This window comes from Candidatus Omnitrophota bacterium (genome assembly GCA_028699255.1).
GTDB lineage: Bacteria > Omnitrophota > Gorgyraeia > 2-01-FULL-45-10 > 2-01-FULL-45-10 > FEN-1322.
This window is the reverse complement of sequence record JAQVUX010000001.1, coordinates 139368-155796: the sequence shown is the minus strand read 5'-3', so window position 1 is coordinate 155796 and position 16429 is coordinate 139368. Positions and strand designations below refer to the sequence as shown.

General features: G+C 49.7%; 19 protein-coding genes. All 19 read left to right on the top strand.

Annotated features, from left to right (window positions below):
• Nucleotides 1-44 precede the first annotated feature (44 nt).
• The 19 genes from PHS46_00800 to atpB all read left to right on the top strand — a co-directional run bounded on the left by PHS46_00800 (nt 45) and on the right by atpB (nt 16411).
• The gene (locus PHS46_00800) at nt 45-2036 is read left to right on the top strand and encodes an APC family permease (protein MDD3905052.1); all 1992 of its coding nucleotides are present in this window, start codon (nt 45-47) and stop codon (nt 2034-2036) included.
• A gap of 50 nt (nt 2037-2086) precedes the next feature.
• The gene (locus PHS46_00795; protein MDD3905051.1) at nt 2087-2239 is read left to right on the top strand and encodes a hypothetical protein; all 153 of its coding nucleotides are present in this window, start codon (nt 2087-2089) and stop codon (nt 2237-2239) included.
• Between the two features lie 21 nt (nt 2240-2260).
• Nucleotides 2261-2692 (top strand): hypothetical protein, encoded by a 432-nt coding sequence (locus PHS46_00790; GenBank protein MDD3905050.1) that lies wholly within the window; start codon nt 2261-2263, stop codon nt 2690-2692.
• Between the two features lie 152 nt (nt 2693-2844).
• The gene (locus PHS46_00785) at nt 2845-5169 is read left to right on the top strand and encodes a sodium-translocating pyrophosphatase (protein MDD3905049.1); all 2325 of its coding nucleotides are present in this window, start codon (nt 2845-2847) and stop codon (nt 5167-5169) included.
• 53 nt (nt 5170-5222) lie between these two features.
• A complete protein-coding gene (locus PHS46_00780) occupies nt 5223-6662 on the top strand; it encodes an NADH-quinone oxidoreductase subunit L (protein MDD3905048.1) in 1440 nt (479 codons plus the stop codon).
• A 2-nt stretch (nt 6663-6664) separates the two neighbouring features.
• Nucleotides 6665-8518: a proton-conducting transporter membrane subunit gene (locus tag PHS46_00775; protein ID MDD3905047.1), complete on the top strand. Its 1854-nt coding sequence runs from the start codon at nt 6665-6667 to the stop codon at nt 8516-8518.
• An 18-nt stretch (nt 8519-8536) separates the two neighbouring features.
• On the top strand, nt 8537-9976 hold the full coding sequence (locus tag PHS46_00770) for a proton-conducting transporter membrane subunit (GenBank protein MDD3905046.1): 1440 nt from the start codon (nt 8537-8539) through the stop codon (nt 9974-9976).
• A complete protein-coding gene (locus PHS46_00765) occupies nt 9973-10476 on the top strand; it encodes a hypothetical protein (protein ID MDD3905045.1) in 504 nt (167 codons plus the stop codon). The genes PHS46_00770 and PHS46_00765 overlap by 4 nt, the downstream gene beginning before the upstream one ends.
• Nucleotides 10466-10786 carry an NADH-quinone oxidoreductase subunit K gene (locus tag PHS46_00760; GenBank protein ID MDD3905044.1) on the top strand — a complete coding sequence of 107 codons (321 nt, stop codon included), beginning with the start codon at nt 10466-10468 and terminating at the stop codon, nt 10784-10786. The genes PHS46_00765 and PHS46_00760 overlap by 11 nt, the downstream gene beginning before the upstream one ends.
• A 1-nt stretch (nt 10787) precedes the next feature.
• Nucleotides 10788-11126 (top strand): hypothetical protein, encoded by a 339-nt coding sequence (locus tag PHS46_00755; protein ID MDD3905043.1) that lies wholly within the window; start codon nt 10788-10790, stop codon nt 11124-11126.
• A gap of 4 nt (nt 11127-11130) precedes the next feature.
• Nucleotides 11131-11577, top strand: a complete 447-nt coding sequence (locus PHS46_00750) for an NADH-quinone oxidoreductase subunit B family protein (protein ID MDD3905042.1) — start codon at nt 11131-11133, stop codon at nt 11575-11577.
• A complete protein-coding gene (locus PHS46_00745; protein ID MDD3905041.1) occupies nt 11574-12029 on the top strand; it encodes an NADH-quinone oxidoreductase subunit C in 456 nt (151 codons plus the stop codon). The genes PHS46_00750 and PHS46_00745 overlap by 4 nt, the downstream gene beginning before the upstream one ends.
• A 3-nt stretch (nt 12030-12032) precedes the next feature.
• Nucleotides 12033-13256 carry a nickel-dependent hydrogenase large subunit gene (locus tag PHS46_00740; GenBank protein ID MDD3905040.1) on the top strand — a complete coding sequence of 408 codons (1224 nt, stop codon included), beginning with the start codon at nt 12033-12035 and terminating at the stop codon, nt 13254-13256.
• Complete coding sequence (locus PHS46_00735; protein ID MDD3905039.1) at nt 13253-14188, top strand: NADH-quinone oxidoreductase subunit H; 936 nt, start codon at nt 13253-13255, stop codon at nt 14186-14188. The genes PHS46_00740 and PHS46_00735 overlap by 4 nt, the downstream gene beginning before the upstream one ends.
• The gene (locus tag PHS46_00730; GenBank protein ID MDD3905038.1) at nt 14185-14562 is read left to right on the top strand and encodes a 4Fe-4S binding protein; all 378 of its coding nucleotides are present in this window, start codon (nt 14185-14187) and stop codon (nt 14560-14562) included. The genes PHS46_00735 and PHS46_00730 overlap by 4 nt, the downstream gene beginning before the upstream one ends.
• Complete coding sequence (locus PHS46_00725) at nt 14531-15037, top strand: hydrogenase 3 maturation endopeptidase HyCI (GenBank protein ID MDD3905037.1); 507 nt, start codon at nt 14531-14533, stop codon at nt 15035-15037. The genes PHS46_00730 and PHS46_00725 overlap by 32 nt, the downstream gene beginning before the upstream one ends.
• A 53-nt stretch (nt 15038-15090) precedes the next feature.
• A complete protein-coding gene (locus PHS46_00720) occupies nt 15091-15321 on the top strand; it encodes a hypothetical protein (GenBank protein MDD3905036.1) in 231 nt (76 codons plus the stop codon).
• Nucleotides 15321-15665, top strand: a complete 345-nt coding sequence (locus PHS46_00715) for a hypothetical protein (GenBank protein MDD3905035.1) — start codon at nt 15321-15323, stop codon at nt 15663-15665. Before PHS46_00720 ends, PHS46_00715 begins: the two co-directional genes overlap by 1 nt.
• Nucleotides 15647-16411 (top strand): F0F1 ATP synthase subunit A, encoded by a 765-nt coding sequence (atpB, locus tag PHS46_00710; protein ID MDD3905034.1) that lies wholly within the window; start codon nt 15647-15649, stop codon nt 16409-16411. The genes PHS46_00715 and atpB overlap by 19 nt, the downstream gene beginning before the upstream one ends.
• Nucleotides 16412-16429: the final 18 nt, after the last annotated feature.

Below are 16429 nucleotides of genomic sequence, written 5' to 3'. Positions count from 1 at the left end.
GTGCCGCTTGACCCCTGCCATCCCTTAATGTATAATACCCCCTTATGACTAACAAACCCAACATATTTGGGAAGATGAAAGAATTCGTCATAGGCAGGGCCAAAAATCTCCACGATCCTCAGCTCTTCCATAATATATCGCTTGTGGCGTTCTTTGCCTGGGTAGGCTTAGGATCTGACGGCTTGTCATCCTGTTGTTACGGTCCCGAAGAGGCCTTCCTTGCGCTTAAAACCCACATGTTCCTTGGCATCTTCGTTGCCATAGCCACCGCATTAACGATATTCGTGATAAGTTCGAGTTATTCGCAAATTATCGAGCTTTTTCCGGCAGGCGGGGGAGGATATTTAGTCGCCAGCAAACTGCTTTCGCCTGCGGTAGGCATGGTGTCAGGGTGCGCGCTCTTAGTCGATTACGTGCTCACGATAGCCCTGTCTATAGCCAGCGGCGCGGACGCGCTATTCAGTTTTCTTCCTCCAAGCTGGCTACAATTCAAATTGCCCGTTGCTTTAATAGGTATCCTTATACTTATATTATTAAACTTAAGAGGCGTAAAAGAGTCGGTACTGCCACTTGTACCGATATTTATCATATTCTTAGCTACGCACGTTTTTGTTATCCTATACAGCCTGGTTGTACACGCACCGCAATTTGGCAATGTGGTCAGCGCAACTATAAGCGATGTTAATACTACGAGAGCCGAAATAGGCATGTTCGGCATGTTCGTTCTTATAATGAAGGCATACAGTATGGGCGCCGGTACCTATACCGGAATAGAGGCCGTGTCGAACGGCATACCGATATTACGAGAGCCCAGGGTTGAAACAGCAAAGAAGACTATGAGATACATGGCAATATCGCTTGCTACGGTAGCCGGCGGTCTTATGCTCGGGTATCTTTTGTATCATGTTCAATTCCAGCCGGGTAAGACATTAAATGCAGTCCTTCTCGAGAGCGTTACTTCCCAATGGAACCCGGGCATCGGATACACATTTCTATTGATTACATTGATATCGGAAGCGGTGCTACTGTTTGTCGCGGCCCAGACGGGTTTTTTGGATGGCCCTCGAGTTCTGGCAAATATGGCGCATGACAGGTGGTTTCCGTTTCAATTTTCTCTATTGAGCGAGCGTTTTGTTACGCAGAACGGGATCCTGCTGATGGGCGGCGCCGCGCTTGTCTTAGTCGCCTTGAGTCAGGGCTCGGTGAAATTCCTTGTCGTTTTGTATGCCATAAACGTTTTTATAACATTTTGCTTGTCCCAGCTTGGAATGGTGCGCCACTGGTGGAGCGTCCGGAAACAGGCGCCTTCATGGTTCAAAAAAATGGTTATTAATGGCGTGGGCCTTGCAATGACAACCTTTATCCTGCTTTCGGTTATAATAATAAAATTCAACGAGGGCGGCTGGATAACGATATTCATTACCGGCTCGCTCATACTTCTCGCCATTTCAATAAAACGCTATTACAAAAGGACGATGCGGCTTTTGGTGCGGCTCGACAGTCTTGTCCACGCCGCGGAGATAGCCAAGTCGGTAGAGTCGCCGGAGGCAGGACGGGGCGCGGAACCGAAGTACGATTCCGAGTCGAAGACGGCCGTTATACTCGTGAACGGATTTAACGGCATGGGGCTCCACACGTTATTCAATGTCCGCAGGCTATTTGGAGATATTAAGAATTTCGTATTCATAATGGCCGGCATAATCGACTCGGGTAATTTTAAAGGGGTAGATGCCATTGCTGAATTAAAAGCGCACGTTCAGGACGAGCTCGATCACTACGTTGCTTTTATGAAAAGTCAGGGATTTTACGCCGAGAGCCTGTCCACGATAGGAACGGAAACGGCGGACGATATATCGAAGATGGCTTACGAGATTTTCGAGCGCTATCCCAATAGCGTATTCTTCGGCGGCCAGATCGTGTTACCGCAGGATACGATATTCACCAAGATGCTTTATAACTATACCACTTTTGCCGTTCAGCGCCGTCTCCACCAGAACGGGATCCCGTTCATTGTTATGCCGGTAAGGGTAAGTTAAAATTTTTCGATACGTCGGGCGGCGGTATTTTAAACACGTGGAGAGAAGATATGAAATTAGCGATGTATCAGGTCGTCGCAGTGCTTGGCTCGGCGCTACTTATGGTGTCGGGTCTACTGCGATATACGCATTCGGGTAGTCCGAAAGAACTTTTTATAGCGATATTGTATTTTCTCGCAAACATTCTCATATTCTGCCTGTAAGAGGCAGATGGAAAGGAAGATATGAAGCGGGGTATCGGGATTTTAGTCATTGTGATGATGACGACAGCGATATTTGCGACACAGGCGCACGCGAAGAAGGCGAAGAAAGACGAACCTGTCAAGGATGTGGTCGCAACGGTCGTATGCGGGAAGACCGAACAGGTTACGCCATGTGTCTTGATATTGGATAATAAGGTTCCTTCCTATGAACTCGTCGTCAAAAATGAAGGCCGAGATCTGTGCACTATTAAGGCGGATAGGATTAAAGAAGCCTGGAGAGTGCTCGGGGAGATGAGGCGCGAGGGCTTTATAGAGGTAATAGTGGATGTTAAGGACGGCAGTTATGTGGTCTTCAATCCGCGCCGCCCGGATCTGGTAAGGGGCATTGTCCCGGAGGGTTGCGCGGGGCTCCTTATAAGGACGGTGGAGGTTAAGTCTTCTTCGTCCGTGTAGACGACCCATACAAAAAACTTGACACTAAAGGCCGGCAGGATTATAATAAATATATAATCCGTTAAATGAATAAGAATTATTATGGACCTCCTTATAAAGAAGGTTGACAAAGGGGGTCGTTTTTTTTAGTACATATAAAAAAGGAGCGGGACATGGTATACGGACTCACGTTTTTCGAGCAGGTAGCGATATGGAGCGTTTTAGGCGTTTCCATACTGGGGTTGTTATATGCTTTATTCCTTCGCAAGCAGATACTTCGCGAAGACAAAGGCGACGCGAAGATGATCGAGGTGTGGAACGCAATCCGTGAAGGCGCGAACGCGTATTTACGCAAACAGCTTTTTTCTATCCTTCCTTTAATAGGACTGCTTACATTCGCGTTATTCTTCTCCGTATATATAGTACCACCGTCCGAAGAGGCTCTGCAGAGATTTGCGGGCCAGCCGGAAAATATAGTCAGGCTCATCATAGGCGTAGGCAGGGCGCTTGCTTTTATAATGGGCGCCGTTTTTTCGCTACTCGTAGGCCAGCTCGGTATGCGTATGGCGGTTCAGGGAAACGTCAGGGTTGCGCAGGCGGCGAAGAGGTCGTTTGGTGACGCGCTGAGAATAGCTTACCGTTCGGGCACTATCACGGGTATGTTAACGGATGGCCTGGGGCTTTTTGGCGGAACGATAATTTTTATCGTATTTGGGATAGCCGCGCCGGACGCGCTTTTAGGATTCGGTTTCGGCGGTACGCTTCTGGCGTTATTCATGAGGGTGGGCGGCGGTATTTACACAAAAGCGGCGGATGTCGGGGCAGATCTCGTCGGTAAAGTCGAAGCGGGTATACCCGAGGACGATCCACGCAACCCAGCCGTAGTCGCTGACCTGGTCGGTGATAACGTCGGTGATTGCGCCGGTATGGCCGCGGACATATTCGAATCATACGAAGTTACTATCGTAGCCGGCCTTATACTCGGTCTCGCGCTATATCATATTACGCACCGGCTCGAGTGGATCGTGTATCCGCTATTAGTTCGTGGCATCGGCGTGCTTTGTTCTATTATAGGAACATATGCTGTAAAGGGTAGCCCTTCTAAGAGCGGTAACGCTATGAAGGCGATTTTTAAAGGTTTCTTAACATCAGCGGCTATTTCAGTCGCGTTATTCGGCGTGCTCGCTTTCTTCTATATGAGCAAACTGCCGGGCGGGTGGTGGAGGCCTTTTCTCGCGACAGCGGTTGGGGTTGGGCTTGCGATAGCCATCGATCGTCTCACGGAATATTTTACGGGAACGGAAGGTAAACCTGTCCGCGAAATACGTAAGTCAACCAGTACGGGTTCGGCGACTACGATACTCTCCGGCATAGCCGTTGGATATGAATCGGCGGTATGGTCGATACTCGTTATCGCGACGACTATATTTTCATCCATAGTGATATTCGGAAGTATTCCCGGGATTTCCGGCGCCGAGAAGGTTACTTATATACTTTATGGCGTAGCGATGACCGGTATAGGCATGTTAACACTTACGGGCAACAACGTTGCCATGGACTCTTTTGGTCCGATAGCGGATAACGCAAATGGCATAGGGGAGATGGCATGGCACGGCAAGACGGATAAAGACACCGTAGCCGCCCGTAAGATCATGGCGGATTTAGATGGTGTCGGCAATACTACGAAGGCGATCACTAAAGGCGTTGCCATAGGTTCAGCCGTTATAGCGGCAGTAGCGTTATTCGGGTCATATATGGTTGATGTAAGCAAGGTACAGGCGGCGTTGGGTGTGCCGCTTGCGGATCAGCTTAGTTCGTTAGGTATACGCGTTTCGGTTCCGCAGGTATTTGTCGGAATGTTGATAGGCGGCGCGATCCCGTGGCTATTCTCCGCGTTCAGCATCCAGGCGGTTGCCAGGGCGGCGGCGCTCATCGTCGAAGAAGTCAGGCGCCAGTTCAAATTGGGCGTGTTAGAAGGAAAAGTGAAGCCGGATTACAAGCAGGCCGTCGCTATATCTACAACCGCGGCACAGAAAGAATTGATCGGACTGGCCATTATATGCATCGTTTCACCTATAGTGGTAGGTCTTGTCCTGCAGGTTGAGGCGCTCGGCGGATTTCTCGCGGGTATTATCCTTTCCGGGCAACTCCTCGCCGTATTTATGTCGAATTCCGGTGGCGCATGGGACAATGCCAAGAAGACGATCGAGGACGAATTGTCCGATGTAGCGAAAAATACGGGTAAAGGTTCCGAGAGGCACAAGGCGGCAGTCGTAGGCGACACCGTCGGAGATCCGTTGAAAGACACAGCCGGCCCGGCACTCAACCCGATGATAAAGGTGGTCAACTTAGTTTCTGTAATAATAGCGCCGATAGTCGTTCAGTATAATAAGCTCGGCGTGACTGGGTGGGTTATCGTGTCGCTACTTTGCGCCTCACTGGTCTGGGCTGTATTGAAGAGTAAGAGAACGGCTCCGGATATTGCGGTAGCAAAATAATCCGGCCGCTGATATAATATAGACAGTTTCTCAACGGAGATTTGATGTATTCGATGGAAAGTACATACCTATTAGCCAGCGTATTTGTTCCGGTAATAGGGGCCTTTGCGCTTCCTTTAATAGGCCGGGTGTCGGAACTTGCCAGAAATCTTACGTCACTGGCACTGGTATCGATATCGCTCATATGCTCGATTATGCTAATTCCCGCCATCCTGACGGGAAAAGTCATAACCATAATCCATGAACTGCCGCTGGGATTTAATTTCATCCTTACTGCCGACGCCCTGGCCGTATTCATGGCCGTGGTCTCGTCACTTGTCGGAGCGATAATAGTACTGTATTCCCTCGGGTACATAAGCCATTATTCCAATCGCAACGAATATTATCTCATGGTAACGCTTTTCTTAGGCGCCATGATGGGGCTCGTTTATTCGGGCAACCTCATATTCCTATATCTTTTCTGGGAGATAACCGCTCTCGCGAGCTGGCGACTCATCGGATTTTTCAGAGATAAAGAGATAATTCTAAAGGCGGACAAAGCATTCTTAGTAACGGTATTTGGCGCGCTTCTCATGCTCATAGGCTTCATCTATATATATCAGGCGACCGGATCTTTCGACCTCGCGGTGATAAAGCAGGCATTTAAAACGAGCGCGATACCCGATATAGCGGTACTACTTATACTGGCGGGCATACTTTCAAAATCCGCCACATTGCCATTCCATACATGGCTTCCGGACGCCGGCGTTGCGCCGTCTCCGGTAACTGCGCTACTGCACGCGGCGGTGCTGGTAAAAATAGGCGTGTATGTATTCGCGCGTCTGTTCATCGCGACGTTTGCCATCGCTCCGGCCTGGCACACGATAGTGCCGGTTATCGCTGGAGTGAGCGCGCTCGTATCGGCAGGTTGCGCGCTGGTCGAGACGGACATGAAGCGCATAATAGCATACTCGACTGTAAGCCAGATAGGTTTTATACTGCTGGGATTTGCTGTCAGCAACGAAGTAGGTTATGCCGGAGCGCTACTTTTCATATTGATGCACGGGCTCGCCAAAGGCGGGCTATTTTTATGCGCGGGCATCATCGAGCAGAACGCGAAGACTAAAGACATAACGAAGATGGGCGGGCTTATCGCGACGATGCCGGTAACGGCGATATCGTTTCTGGCGTGCGCCTTCTCGGTAATGGGCGTGCCTCCGTTCGGCGGGTTCTTCTCGAAATACTTAGTCTTTGCAGGCGCGGCCAACAGCGGGAAAATATGGATAACGGCGATGTTTCTTATAGGCGCGATCCTTACATTGATATATCTTTTCAGAATATTCAACATGATATTCCTGGGCGAAGCGAAAAGCGCGACGACGGCCAAAGAAGGTTCCGGGATAATGGTTTTCTCCGTCGCTATTCTGGCCGTCCTTTCTGTGGCGGGCGGAATACTGATAAAGTATCCTTCGGATTTTGTGCAGATAGCTGTTAAGCAGATGATGGGGATGTGATTATGGCGCCAGAGACGATATTTTATCCGATCCTGATACCGCTTGTGACAGCGCTGGCTGTCCTTGTCCTGCCGAAACGCATCGCGTGGGGCAAAGAGGCGATAGCCTTAGCGGGCACAGCATTAAATCTTGCCCTCGCCATCTTGCTATTCAAAGCAAAGATCATTTATTCCATACCCTGGTCGGGCTTCGGCATTGACTTTTCGTTAAAATTGTACCAATTCAGCGGTTTCATATTACTTGCGGCGGCGGGTTTCGCATTTTTTATAACGATGTATTCGACAGCATTTCTGCACACTAAAGATTACGCCAAACAATTTTATGTTTATCTCGCGCTCTCGCTTTTGATGGTAAACGGCGCGGTGTTATCGAATAATTTAGTGCTAATGTTATTCTTCTGGGAGGGATTACTCCTGACGTTGTTCGCGATGATAGCGATAGGCGGAAAGAACGCGTTCAAGACGGGAACAAAAGCATTTCTCATCGTGGGTGTAAGCGACCTCTGCATGATGATAGGCATAGCGCTGACAGGTTATATCGCAGGCACTACGACGATATCGATGATACACATATCTTCCGCAGGCCTGGGAGGTCTCGCGTTCATACTCCTTATGATAGGAGCGATATCGAAGGCAGGCTCGATGCCTTTCCATAGCTGGATACCGGACGCCGCCCTCGACGCGCCGCTTCCTTTTATGGCTATCCTGCCCGCGGCATTGGAGAAGCTACTCGGAATATATTTTCTTGCCAGGATATCGCTCGATATGTTCAAACTCGAACCTCATTCGTGGATAAGTATCATGCTCATGACGATAGGCGCGATAACGATACTTTTGGCCGTAATGATGGCGCTCATCCAGAAAGATTATAAGAGGCTTCTGTCTTATCACGCGATAAGCCAGGTAGGATATATGATATTAGGAATAGGCACGCTGGTGCCGGTCGGTATCGTGGGCGGGCTGTTCCACATGATAAATCACGCCATGTACAAAAGCTGTCTCTTCCTGACGGGTGGTTCCGTCGAGAGACAGGCGGGTACAACAGACCTTCAGCGACTTGGTGGGCTGGGCCGGAAGATGCCGGTGACTTTCATCTGTTTCCTCATTGCGGCCGCGGCCATATCCGGAGTTCCGCCGTTCAATGGATTTTTCTCGAAGGAACTCGTCTATGACGGAGCGCTGGAGCGAGGGCTCATATTTTACATAGCGGCGATATTGGGGTCGTTCTTAACCGCGGCGTCATTTTTAAAACTTGGCCATGCGGCATTTCTGGGAAAGGGCGAAGAAGGTAAAGAGCATATGGTAGATAATAGGGAAGTTAAAGAGGCGCCTTTAGCCATGCTCATACCGATGATCGTGATAGCGTTCATGTGCGTACTCTTCGGGTTATGGAACGCGCTTCCTTTGAAGAATCTGATACAGCCTATACTGGGCGAGCGGCTCGCGGGGCATGATTTCGCAGGAATGCCTTCGAGCGCAATGCTGGTCATTATTACTATCGTAGTCCTGGCGCTGGCATTTTTGAACCACCTTTACGGTTTTAAAAAGACACATAAGGCGATAAAGGCCACCGATCACATACGTTACGCTCCCGGACTTAAATGGGCATACGATAAGGCGGAGAACAGGTTCTTCGACCCGTACAATGTAGGCTTGAACTTGGTCAACTTTGCTTCGGCTGTGCTATTCCGCATAGATAGGGCTATAGATTGGGTATATAACGTCCTGGTCGTTACAGTAACCGATTCTTCGGCGTCAGCGCTGAAGCGGTTGCATACAGGAAATTACAAGGCATATATTATCTGGTCGCTCGGCGCGGCGATCCTTATTGTGATGTTTTTGTTGCGCGCCGTCTGATATGGAAAGGGGTAAGTAGTGCCGTCATTGCTGATATTGATACCGCTTTTCGGGGTAATAATCCTGAATCTCTTTTTTGCCGCAAGCCCCAGGGCAAAGAAGTACGCGTTCTGGGCGGCGTTCTGTCTTTTTATTTTACAGATGCTGGTAGCGATATTTCACCACCCGGCATTCTGGAATAATTCGCTCGACAGGGTTGACGCATTCTTCAATGCCAGTTTTCTTATAGATCATCTTAGTTTTGTTATGTTCTTATGTATTGGCATGGTCTCCATAGCGAGCCTTTTTGTGGCGCGATATACGATGAGCGACGATACGGGTATGTTCAAATTCATCAATCTTCTTATTATTGCTTCGCTTGGGATGACCGGCATTGTAATGGTAAAAGATGTCTTCTCGCTATATGTATTTATGGAGATAACCGCCGTTGCATCATTTTTATTGATAGCATTCCCGAGGACCCTGGACTCGCTCGAGGGATCGTTTAAATATCTTATGCTTTCGGCGGTTGCGACCGTGCTTATGCTGACGTCCATCGGGATATTGCTCATAGTGTCCGGTAGCACTTCATTCTCGGCTATAGCCAACGGCATCGCGGAGTCGCGTAATAGTTCGCTTATTACGTTCGCCATAGGACTATTCATGTGCGGGCTTTTTATAAAGGGAGGGCTCATGCCGTTCCATGGATGGTTGCCCGACGCGTACAGCGCGGCCCCGGCCCCTGTTTCTGTGCTCCTCGCGGGCGTTGTTACGAAGGCCGCCGGTATCTACACCATGATACGCATAGTAACCTCGCTCTTTCCGTTCGACACGGCGATAAACGGCGTATTGATGCTTATCGGCACTATATCGATATTTGCAGGCGCCCTTACGGCGATCGCGCAGAATAATTTTAAACGAATGCTCGCGTATTCGAGCATAAGCCAGGTTGGCTACATAATACTCGGCCTTGGCGCGGGCACCGGGCTCGGCATAGCGGGCGCTGTATTCCATTTATTCAATCACTCGGTATTTAAGTCGCTCCTCTTCGTCAATTCGTCTGCGGTCGAAAAAGAAACGGGTACCTGCGACATGGATAAGATGGGCGGGCTTGCGCAGAAGATGCCGGTTACCGGCGCGACTTCCGTAATAGCGATGCTATCAGCGTGCGGGGTTCCGCCGCTGGCCGGGTTCTGGTCGAAGATCATGATCGTCATCGCCCTGTGGCAGGCGAGCCATCACGGTTATGCAGTCGCCGCGGTTTTGGCCAGCATAATCACACTGGCATATTTCCTGTCGCTACAACGGCGTGTGTTCTTCGGAAAATTGAGAGCAGGGTTCGAAGGTTTGAAAGAAGCGAATAAGACGGTAGTTACAGTCTCGATAGCGTTGGCCGTCATAACAATAGGCGCGGGCGTATTCTTTCCCATAATATTTTACGCGCTTATTCTGCCGGTGAAAGAGATATTACTGCGATGAATATGAATATCGACGTGATGTTATTGGTGTTGATAATTCTGGGAGCCCTCTGGACGGTGATGGGCAGGAGCTTATTAAAAGCGACCATAGCCCTGGCCGTAACGAGCGCGCTCGTATCCTTAGTTATATTCCGGCTCAATTCGCCGCTCGCGGCAGTTTTTGAGCTGTCAGTCTGCGCCGGACTTATAACAGCCATTTTTGTGAGCGCCATAAGCATGATGCGGCCTTTGACGCACCAGGAGGTGTTGGCGATATCGAAGGCGAGGGTCAAGCGTTACCGGTATTTGCCGGTCGTGCTGGTCATTATAGGTATTGCGCTTATACTTATGAAGGCGCGCCAGGATTTTATGATAATGCCGCCACCGCCTTTTAGCACAGATGTCAGGTCTCTATTATGGAACTTGAGACGCCTCGACCTGATAGGACAGGTCGTCATATTGATAGCGGGCGCGCTCGGCATAGTGATCCTATTCGAGGAGAAAAAACAGAATGACAAGTAGTTCCTGGCAATTATTCAGCCTGTACGGATTTTTCATAGTGCTATTATTCGCATGCGGGGCATATTGCATACTCGTGACGCGCAACATGATACGCTCGATAATAGGTCTCGAGCTCCTTACCAAAGCGGTGACGCTTCTTTTGATAGTGGTCGGTAAGATAACCGGCCGCGAAGCGCTCACGCAGGGGCTTGTTATAACGATAATCGTCATCGAAGTGGTCGTCGCGGCTACGGCGGCAGGTATCGCGTTGTGGGTATTCAGGCGCACCGATTCGCTCGATGTGCGCAGTATAAGGAATCTGAAAGGTTAATATGGATCTGAATAAAATACTGTTATCCCCTCCGGCCGCATTTGTGATAGTGCTCATCGCGGTCATGGCATTATCTAAAGGGTTGTCGCTACTTTCATTTAAACCGGGTAAACATGCCTCCGGGACGGATAAGGCGTACTCCTGCGGAGAAGATGTGCCGACAAGCCTTATGCAACCGGATTACAGCCAATTTTTTCCGTTCGCGTTCTTCTTTACGATACTACACGTATTTACGCTTATCATTGCTACTGTGCCGGCTTTAACGATGGGATCACTGGTCGTGGCGGTAACATGCATACTGGGCGCGGCAACAGGTCTTGTGATACTTTTCAGGAGATAGTGGTATGGGTTTGGTCGAAAAAATCGTTACATGGTCCAGGATAAAATCGCCGTGGATAATTCATTTTAATACCGGTGCGTGCAATGCCTGCGACATCGAGATAATAGCGGCGCTTACACCGCGATACGACCTGGAGCGCTTCGGCGCCCAGCTTAAAGGAACCCCGCGGCACGCCGACGTGCTTGTGTGTTCGGGGCCTGTCACCAGGCAGATCAAAACGCGGCTAAAGCGCATTTACGACCAGATGCCGGAACCGAAGTTCGTCGTAGCGGTAGGTACCTGCGCCTGTTCAGGCGGTGTATTCGACGGCTGTTACAGCGTCGAAAGCGGCATCGATAAAGTGATACCCGTGTCCGCTTACATACCGGGATGCCCCGCAAGCCCCAAGGCGATAATAGACGGGGTCGTGAAATTATTAATGAGCTTAGAGACGAAGGAAAAAGCGAAATGACGGAAGAAGAAAAGATACAGCAAGAGCTTATCAAAAAATTCGCGATTCTGGACGGCAAGATACGCATGCAGAGGTCAAGGCGGATGTATGTTGAAGTGTCGCCTAAAGATTTTGAAGGGGTTTTTGAATACGCTGTAAAAAGTCTTGGTTTCGTAATGCTTTGCAGTATAACCGGCCTCGACGAGGGCGCAACTCTCGGGTTCCTGTATCATATAGCCCGCGAGGATGGTATTATGTTGAATATAAAAGTGAGCGCGGATAAAAACAATCCGACGATAAATACTATTACAGGATATTTTCCTGGCGCCGACATATATGAGAGAGAAGTTATGGATCTATTGGGCGCGAAAGTTAAAGGTCTTTCCGCGGGCAATAGGTATCCGCTGTCGGACGATTGGCCCGCAGGAGAGTATCCTCTTCGCAAGGATTGGAAGAAACAGGGAGGCGTGTAAAACATGCATAAAGTCGTAATCCCGATAGGACCACAGCATCCGGCGCTTAAAGAGCCGGAGAGTTTTAGCGTAACGTTAAGCGGCGAGAAGATAATGAAGTTCTCGGCGAGGCTCGGTTACAATCACCGCGGTATCGAGAAAGCTTGCGAAGAACGCACTTATATTCAGGACGTTTACCTGACCGAACGCATCTGCGGGATATGTTCTCATTCGCATTCAACGTGTTTTGTGCAGGCGGTCGAGGAGATAGGCGCCATCGCCGTACCAAAGAGGGCGCTGTATATTCGTACGCTCGTCGGTGAGCTTGAGAGGGTGCACAGTCATCTTCTATGGCTCGGCGTAGCCGGACACGAGGTCGGGTTCGACACGCTACTCATGTACACCTGGCGCGACAGGGAAATCGTTATGGATATCCTCGCTATGCTTACAGGTAACCGTGTAAATTACGGTATAAACACGATAGGCGGTGTCAGGCGTGACATGTCCCCGGAGCAGGGCAAGGACATACTCAAGGCTATGGATACACTGGAGGAGCGCACGAAATATTATATTCAGGTTGCTACTCAGGAGACGACGCTCATTCAGCGTCTATCCGGAGTTGGGCTTCTTTCCCACGATGATGCTTTGAAGCTGGGGGCGGTAGGACCTACCGCCAGGGCGTCAGGCGTCGATAGGGACGTAAGGCGCGACGATCCATACGCCGCGTATGCCGATATGAAATTCAAAGTTATTACCGATAATCACAACGATGTTTACGGCCGCACTCTCGTCCGCATGGGCGAGCTTATGGAAGCGTATAGCATAATCCGCCAGACGGTTAAAAATATGCCGGATGGCCCTCTTACGGTAAAAGCTCCGCGAAAGATACCGGCGGGCGAAGCGGTATCGCGTTATGAGGCGCCCAGGGGCGAGGATATGCATTATGTCAAGGCCAATGGCACCGAAAAACCCGAAAGGGTGAAGGTCAGGGCGCCGACGCTTGCCAATATCCAGACAGTCGCGAAGATGCTCGAGAACCGCCAGCTCGCCGACCTTCCTATCGTTATAGCGGCCATCGACCCCTGTTTCTCCTGCACGGACCGGCTCACGGGTATTCGCCAGGTTGGCAAACGCAAAAGAAACGTTTTGAAATGGGAAGAGCTACACGAGTACAGCATTAAGTTTTATCAGGAGCATGGCGTCGATTTTACGAACCTGAATAACAAACTTACAAAGTTACTAAAATGATGGGATTATTCCAGATACTTATATTCCCGGGCTTTCTATTCCTCGCCGTTTTCGGACTGGCGGCGGAATTTTTCGACAGGAAACTCTATGCGCGCTTACAGAACCGCGTAGGCCCGCCATGGTTTCAGCCGCTCGCGGACTTTATAAAACTTTCGTCGAAGGAAGAAATAATACCGGAGGAAGCGGATCCGTCAATATTCAAGACGATGCCGCTTTTAGCAATGACCGCCACAGTTACGGCATTCCTTTACATACCTTTATGGAACGCGCGGCCGCTATTTGCGTTCAATGGCGACCTCATCGTCATCCTGTATCTTCTGACCATACCGACACTCACGTTCTTCCTCGGAGGATGGTACTCGACATCGCTATACGCCAAGATAGGAGCCGTCCGGGCATTGACCCAGCTTTTCGCGTACGAAGTTCCGCTTCTCATGAGCATACTGGCGCCCGCACTTCTGGCAAATACGTGGTCGCTTGCCGAGATGTCGGTATTTTACTCCGCGCATCCCTTGTTATGGCTCGTGAATTTGCCAGGTTTCGCGATATGCATGATATCTCTTTTGGGTAAACTGGAAAAAGTGCCGTTCGACATACCGGAAGCGGAGACGGAGATCGTGGCCGGCACATTCACGGAATACAGCGGGAAACTCTTAGGGCTTTTCCGTCTCGGTATCGACATGGAAGCGATAGTCGGTTCGTCGCTATTGGCGGCCGTATATATGCCGTTCTGGCTCGGGGCGAACCCGATAGCCGGTTTCCTGTTTTTCATCGCGAAGGTCATGGCGATAATCTGTATGCTTTCACTTCTTAGGACAATATTTGCTCGTATGCGTATAGACCAAATGATCGGATTTTGCTGGAAGTGTCTTGCGCCGCTGGCTTTCTTACAACTATTCATCGACCTTCTCCTAAAGGGGGTTGTCCGATGATCAGGCCGGGGAAGATGTTAAGGCAAGTATTGAAGTCGATATTCAAAAAACCGGCTACTACAAAGTATCCGTTCGTTAAAGCGACGATGCCGGACAGATTCCGCGGCAAATTAAAGTTTTATCCGGAACGGTGCATCGGTTGCAAGATGTGTATGCGCGACTGCCCCGCGGGCGCGATCGAGATTGTAAAAGTAGGCGACAAAGCGTTTGAATGCTATATCGACCTCGGTAAGTGCATCTACTGCGCCCAGTGCGTCGATTCATGCATGAAGAAGGCGCTTGAGTCTACAAAAGAGTTTGAACTCGCGGCCCTGGACCGCGAGAAGCTTAAGATAAAATACGATGCCAAACCTGGAGAAGTACCTAAAGAATAGATTGAAGGGCGCGGGAAAGATCGCGCTTTTAGCCATAGGCTCCGAATTCCGGGGAGACGACGCCGCCGGCTTGCTCATCGCGGATAACGTAAAAAAACTTCTAAAGAAAAATGCCCGCCGGTTTAAAATATTCATAGGCGCTACCGCTCCCGAAAACCTCACAGGCGATATAAAAAGATACGGCCCATCCCACATACTCTTAGTCGATAGCGTGGATTTCAAAGATAAACCCGGTACTATAGTGGTATTGAGTCCGCTCGACATCGGCGATGGCGTGTCATTTTCTACTCACAAGATGCCTGCCAAAGTATTAATGCAGTACTTCCTGAAGTCATTTAAATGCGACCCTGTTCTTATAGGCATACAGCCGGCCTCGATAGAATTCGGCAAGAGTCCAACGAAAAGCGTTGTGAGCGCCTCCAAAGAGGTGGCGTTGGCAATAGTTAAGGCGATGAAAATTGACCCTTCGGCATAGCTCAGGATCAATCTCGAGCAAGCAATAACTAAAAATGGAGGCGCGTCGAGAGATTGACAAAAGTGCATAAGTGGATTAAAATAGGTGGATTGATGTCGTTCATCCCTGTGATGATGGCCGCCGGGCCGCTTGGAGGTTATTTTCTTGCCGATTTCCTGGTGAAAAAATTCCATTTTCCAAATTACACCGCGGCCATTTGCGTTACTTTGGGATTTGTCGTAGGCGTCAGGGAGACGGTCAGGGTGGTGAGGCTTGCGCTGAAGACGGAGGAAGAAGAAAAATAGTGGAGGACATTGCCAGATCCGTAAAGATCAGCGCGTTTGTGGTAACGGTCGGCGCGATAGCGCTCTTAGCGACGGGCAGGATGATGTGGGCGCTCGGAATGGTGATCGGCGCCGCGTGGTCGGCGGCAAATCTTATTTTCACGGTGAGCATAATGAAGATAAGCGTCCTGAAAAAAGACCCGGCAAGGCTTACGGCGCTCATACTTGTAAAATTCCCGGTTCTTTATTTGATAGGGTTTATGATTTTGAACTCCAGGGCATTTCCGGTAGCCGGATTATTAACCGGATTAACGATAGTCCTGGCAACGGTAGGTATATTTAAATTATGGTTGAAGCAGGCGTAACGAAAACCCCGGAACTTCCGAATATAGTAACGATTGCCGCCGAGGCGTTCAAAGAAACCGGTTTCGCGCATTATCTGATTGTCTGGGAAAACGTTATATTTTCGATAATAATAATAGCCGCGTTGACTTTTACGGCTTATGCGGCATCAAGGAAGCGCTCGACGGTGCCCGGCCGACTGCAGGGTTTTTTCGAGATGTTCGTCGGAGGCGTTGATGATTTTGTCTGCGGCATCATCGGCAAAAACGGCCGGGAATATGTTCCTTTTATCGGCACGCTCTTTATATACATACTTTGCATGAACCTTGTAGGCCTTGTGCCTTTCATGAAGTCGCCGTCTACAAGCTGGTCGACGACACTTGCGCTTGCGATATGCGTATTCTGTTACGTCCAGTATGTCGGATTTAAGGAGCTCGGTTTCTGGGGGTATATCGACCACGCTCTCGGCAGGCCCAGGGGGATAATAGCGTTTTCGGTATTTATACCGATCATGATGTTTGTCCTGCACGTCGTCTCCGAGCTTGTGAAGCCGATAAGCCTGTCGCTTCGTCTCCGGAGCAATATCTGGGGGGACGATATGCTTCTGGCCGTATTCGCGGGGTTTGGTTTAAAAGGATTACCGCTTTTATTGTTCAATTCGCTGATGGCGATCGTGGTCTCGGTTGTGCAGACACTCGTGTTCTGCCTGCTTACGACCGTATATTTTACACTGCTGCTTGCGCATGATGATGAGGCAAGTCACGCATAACTAATAAGGAGGAGGTAG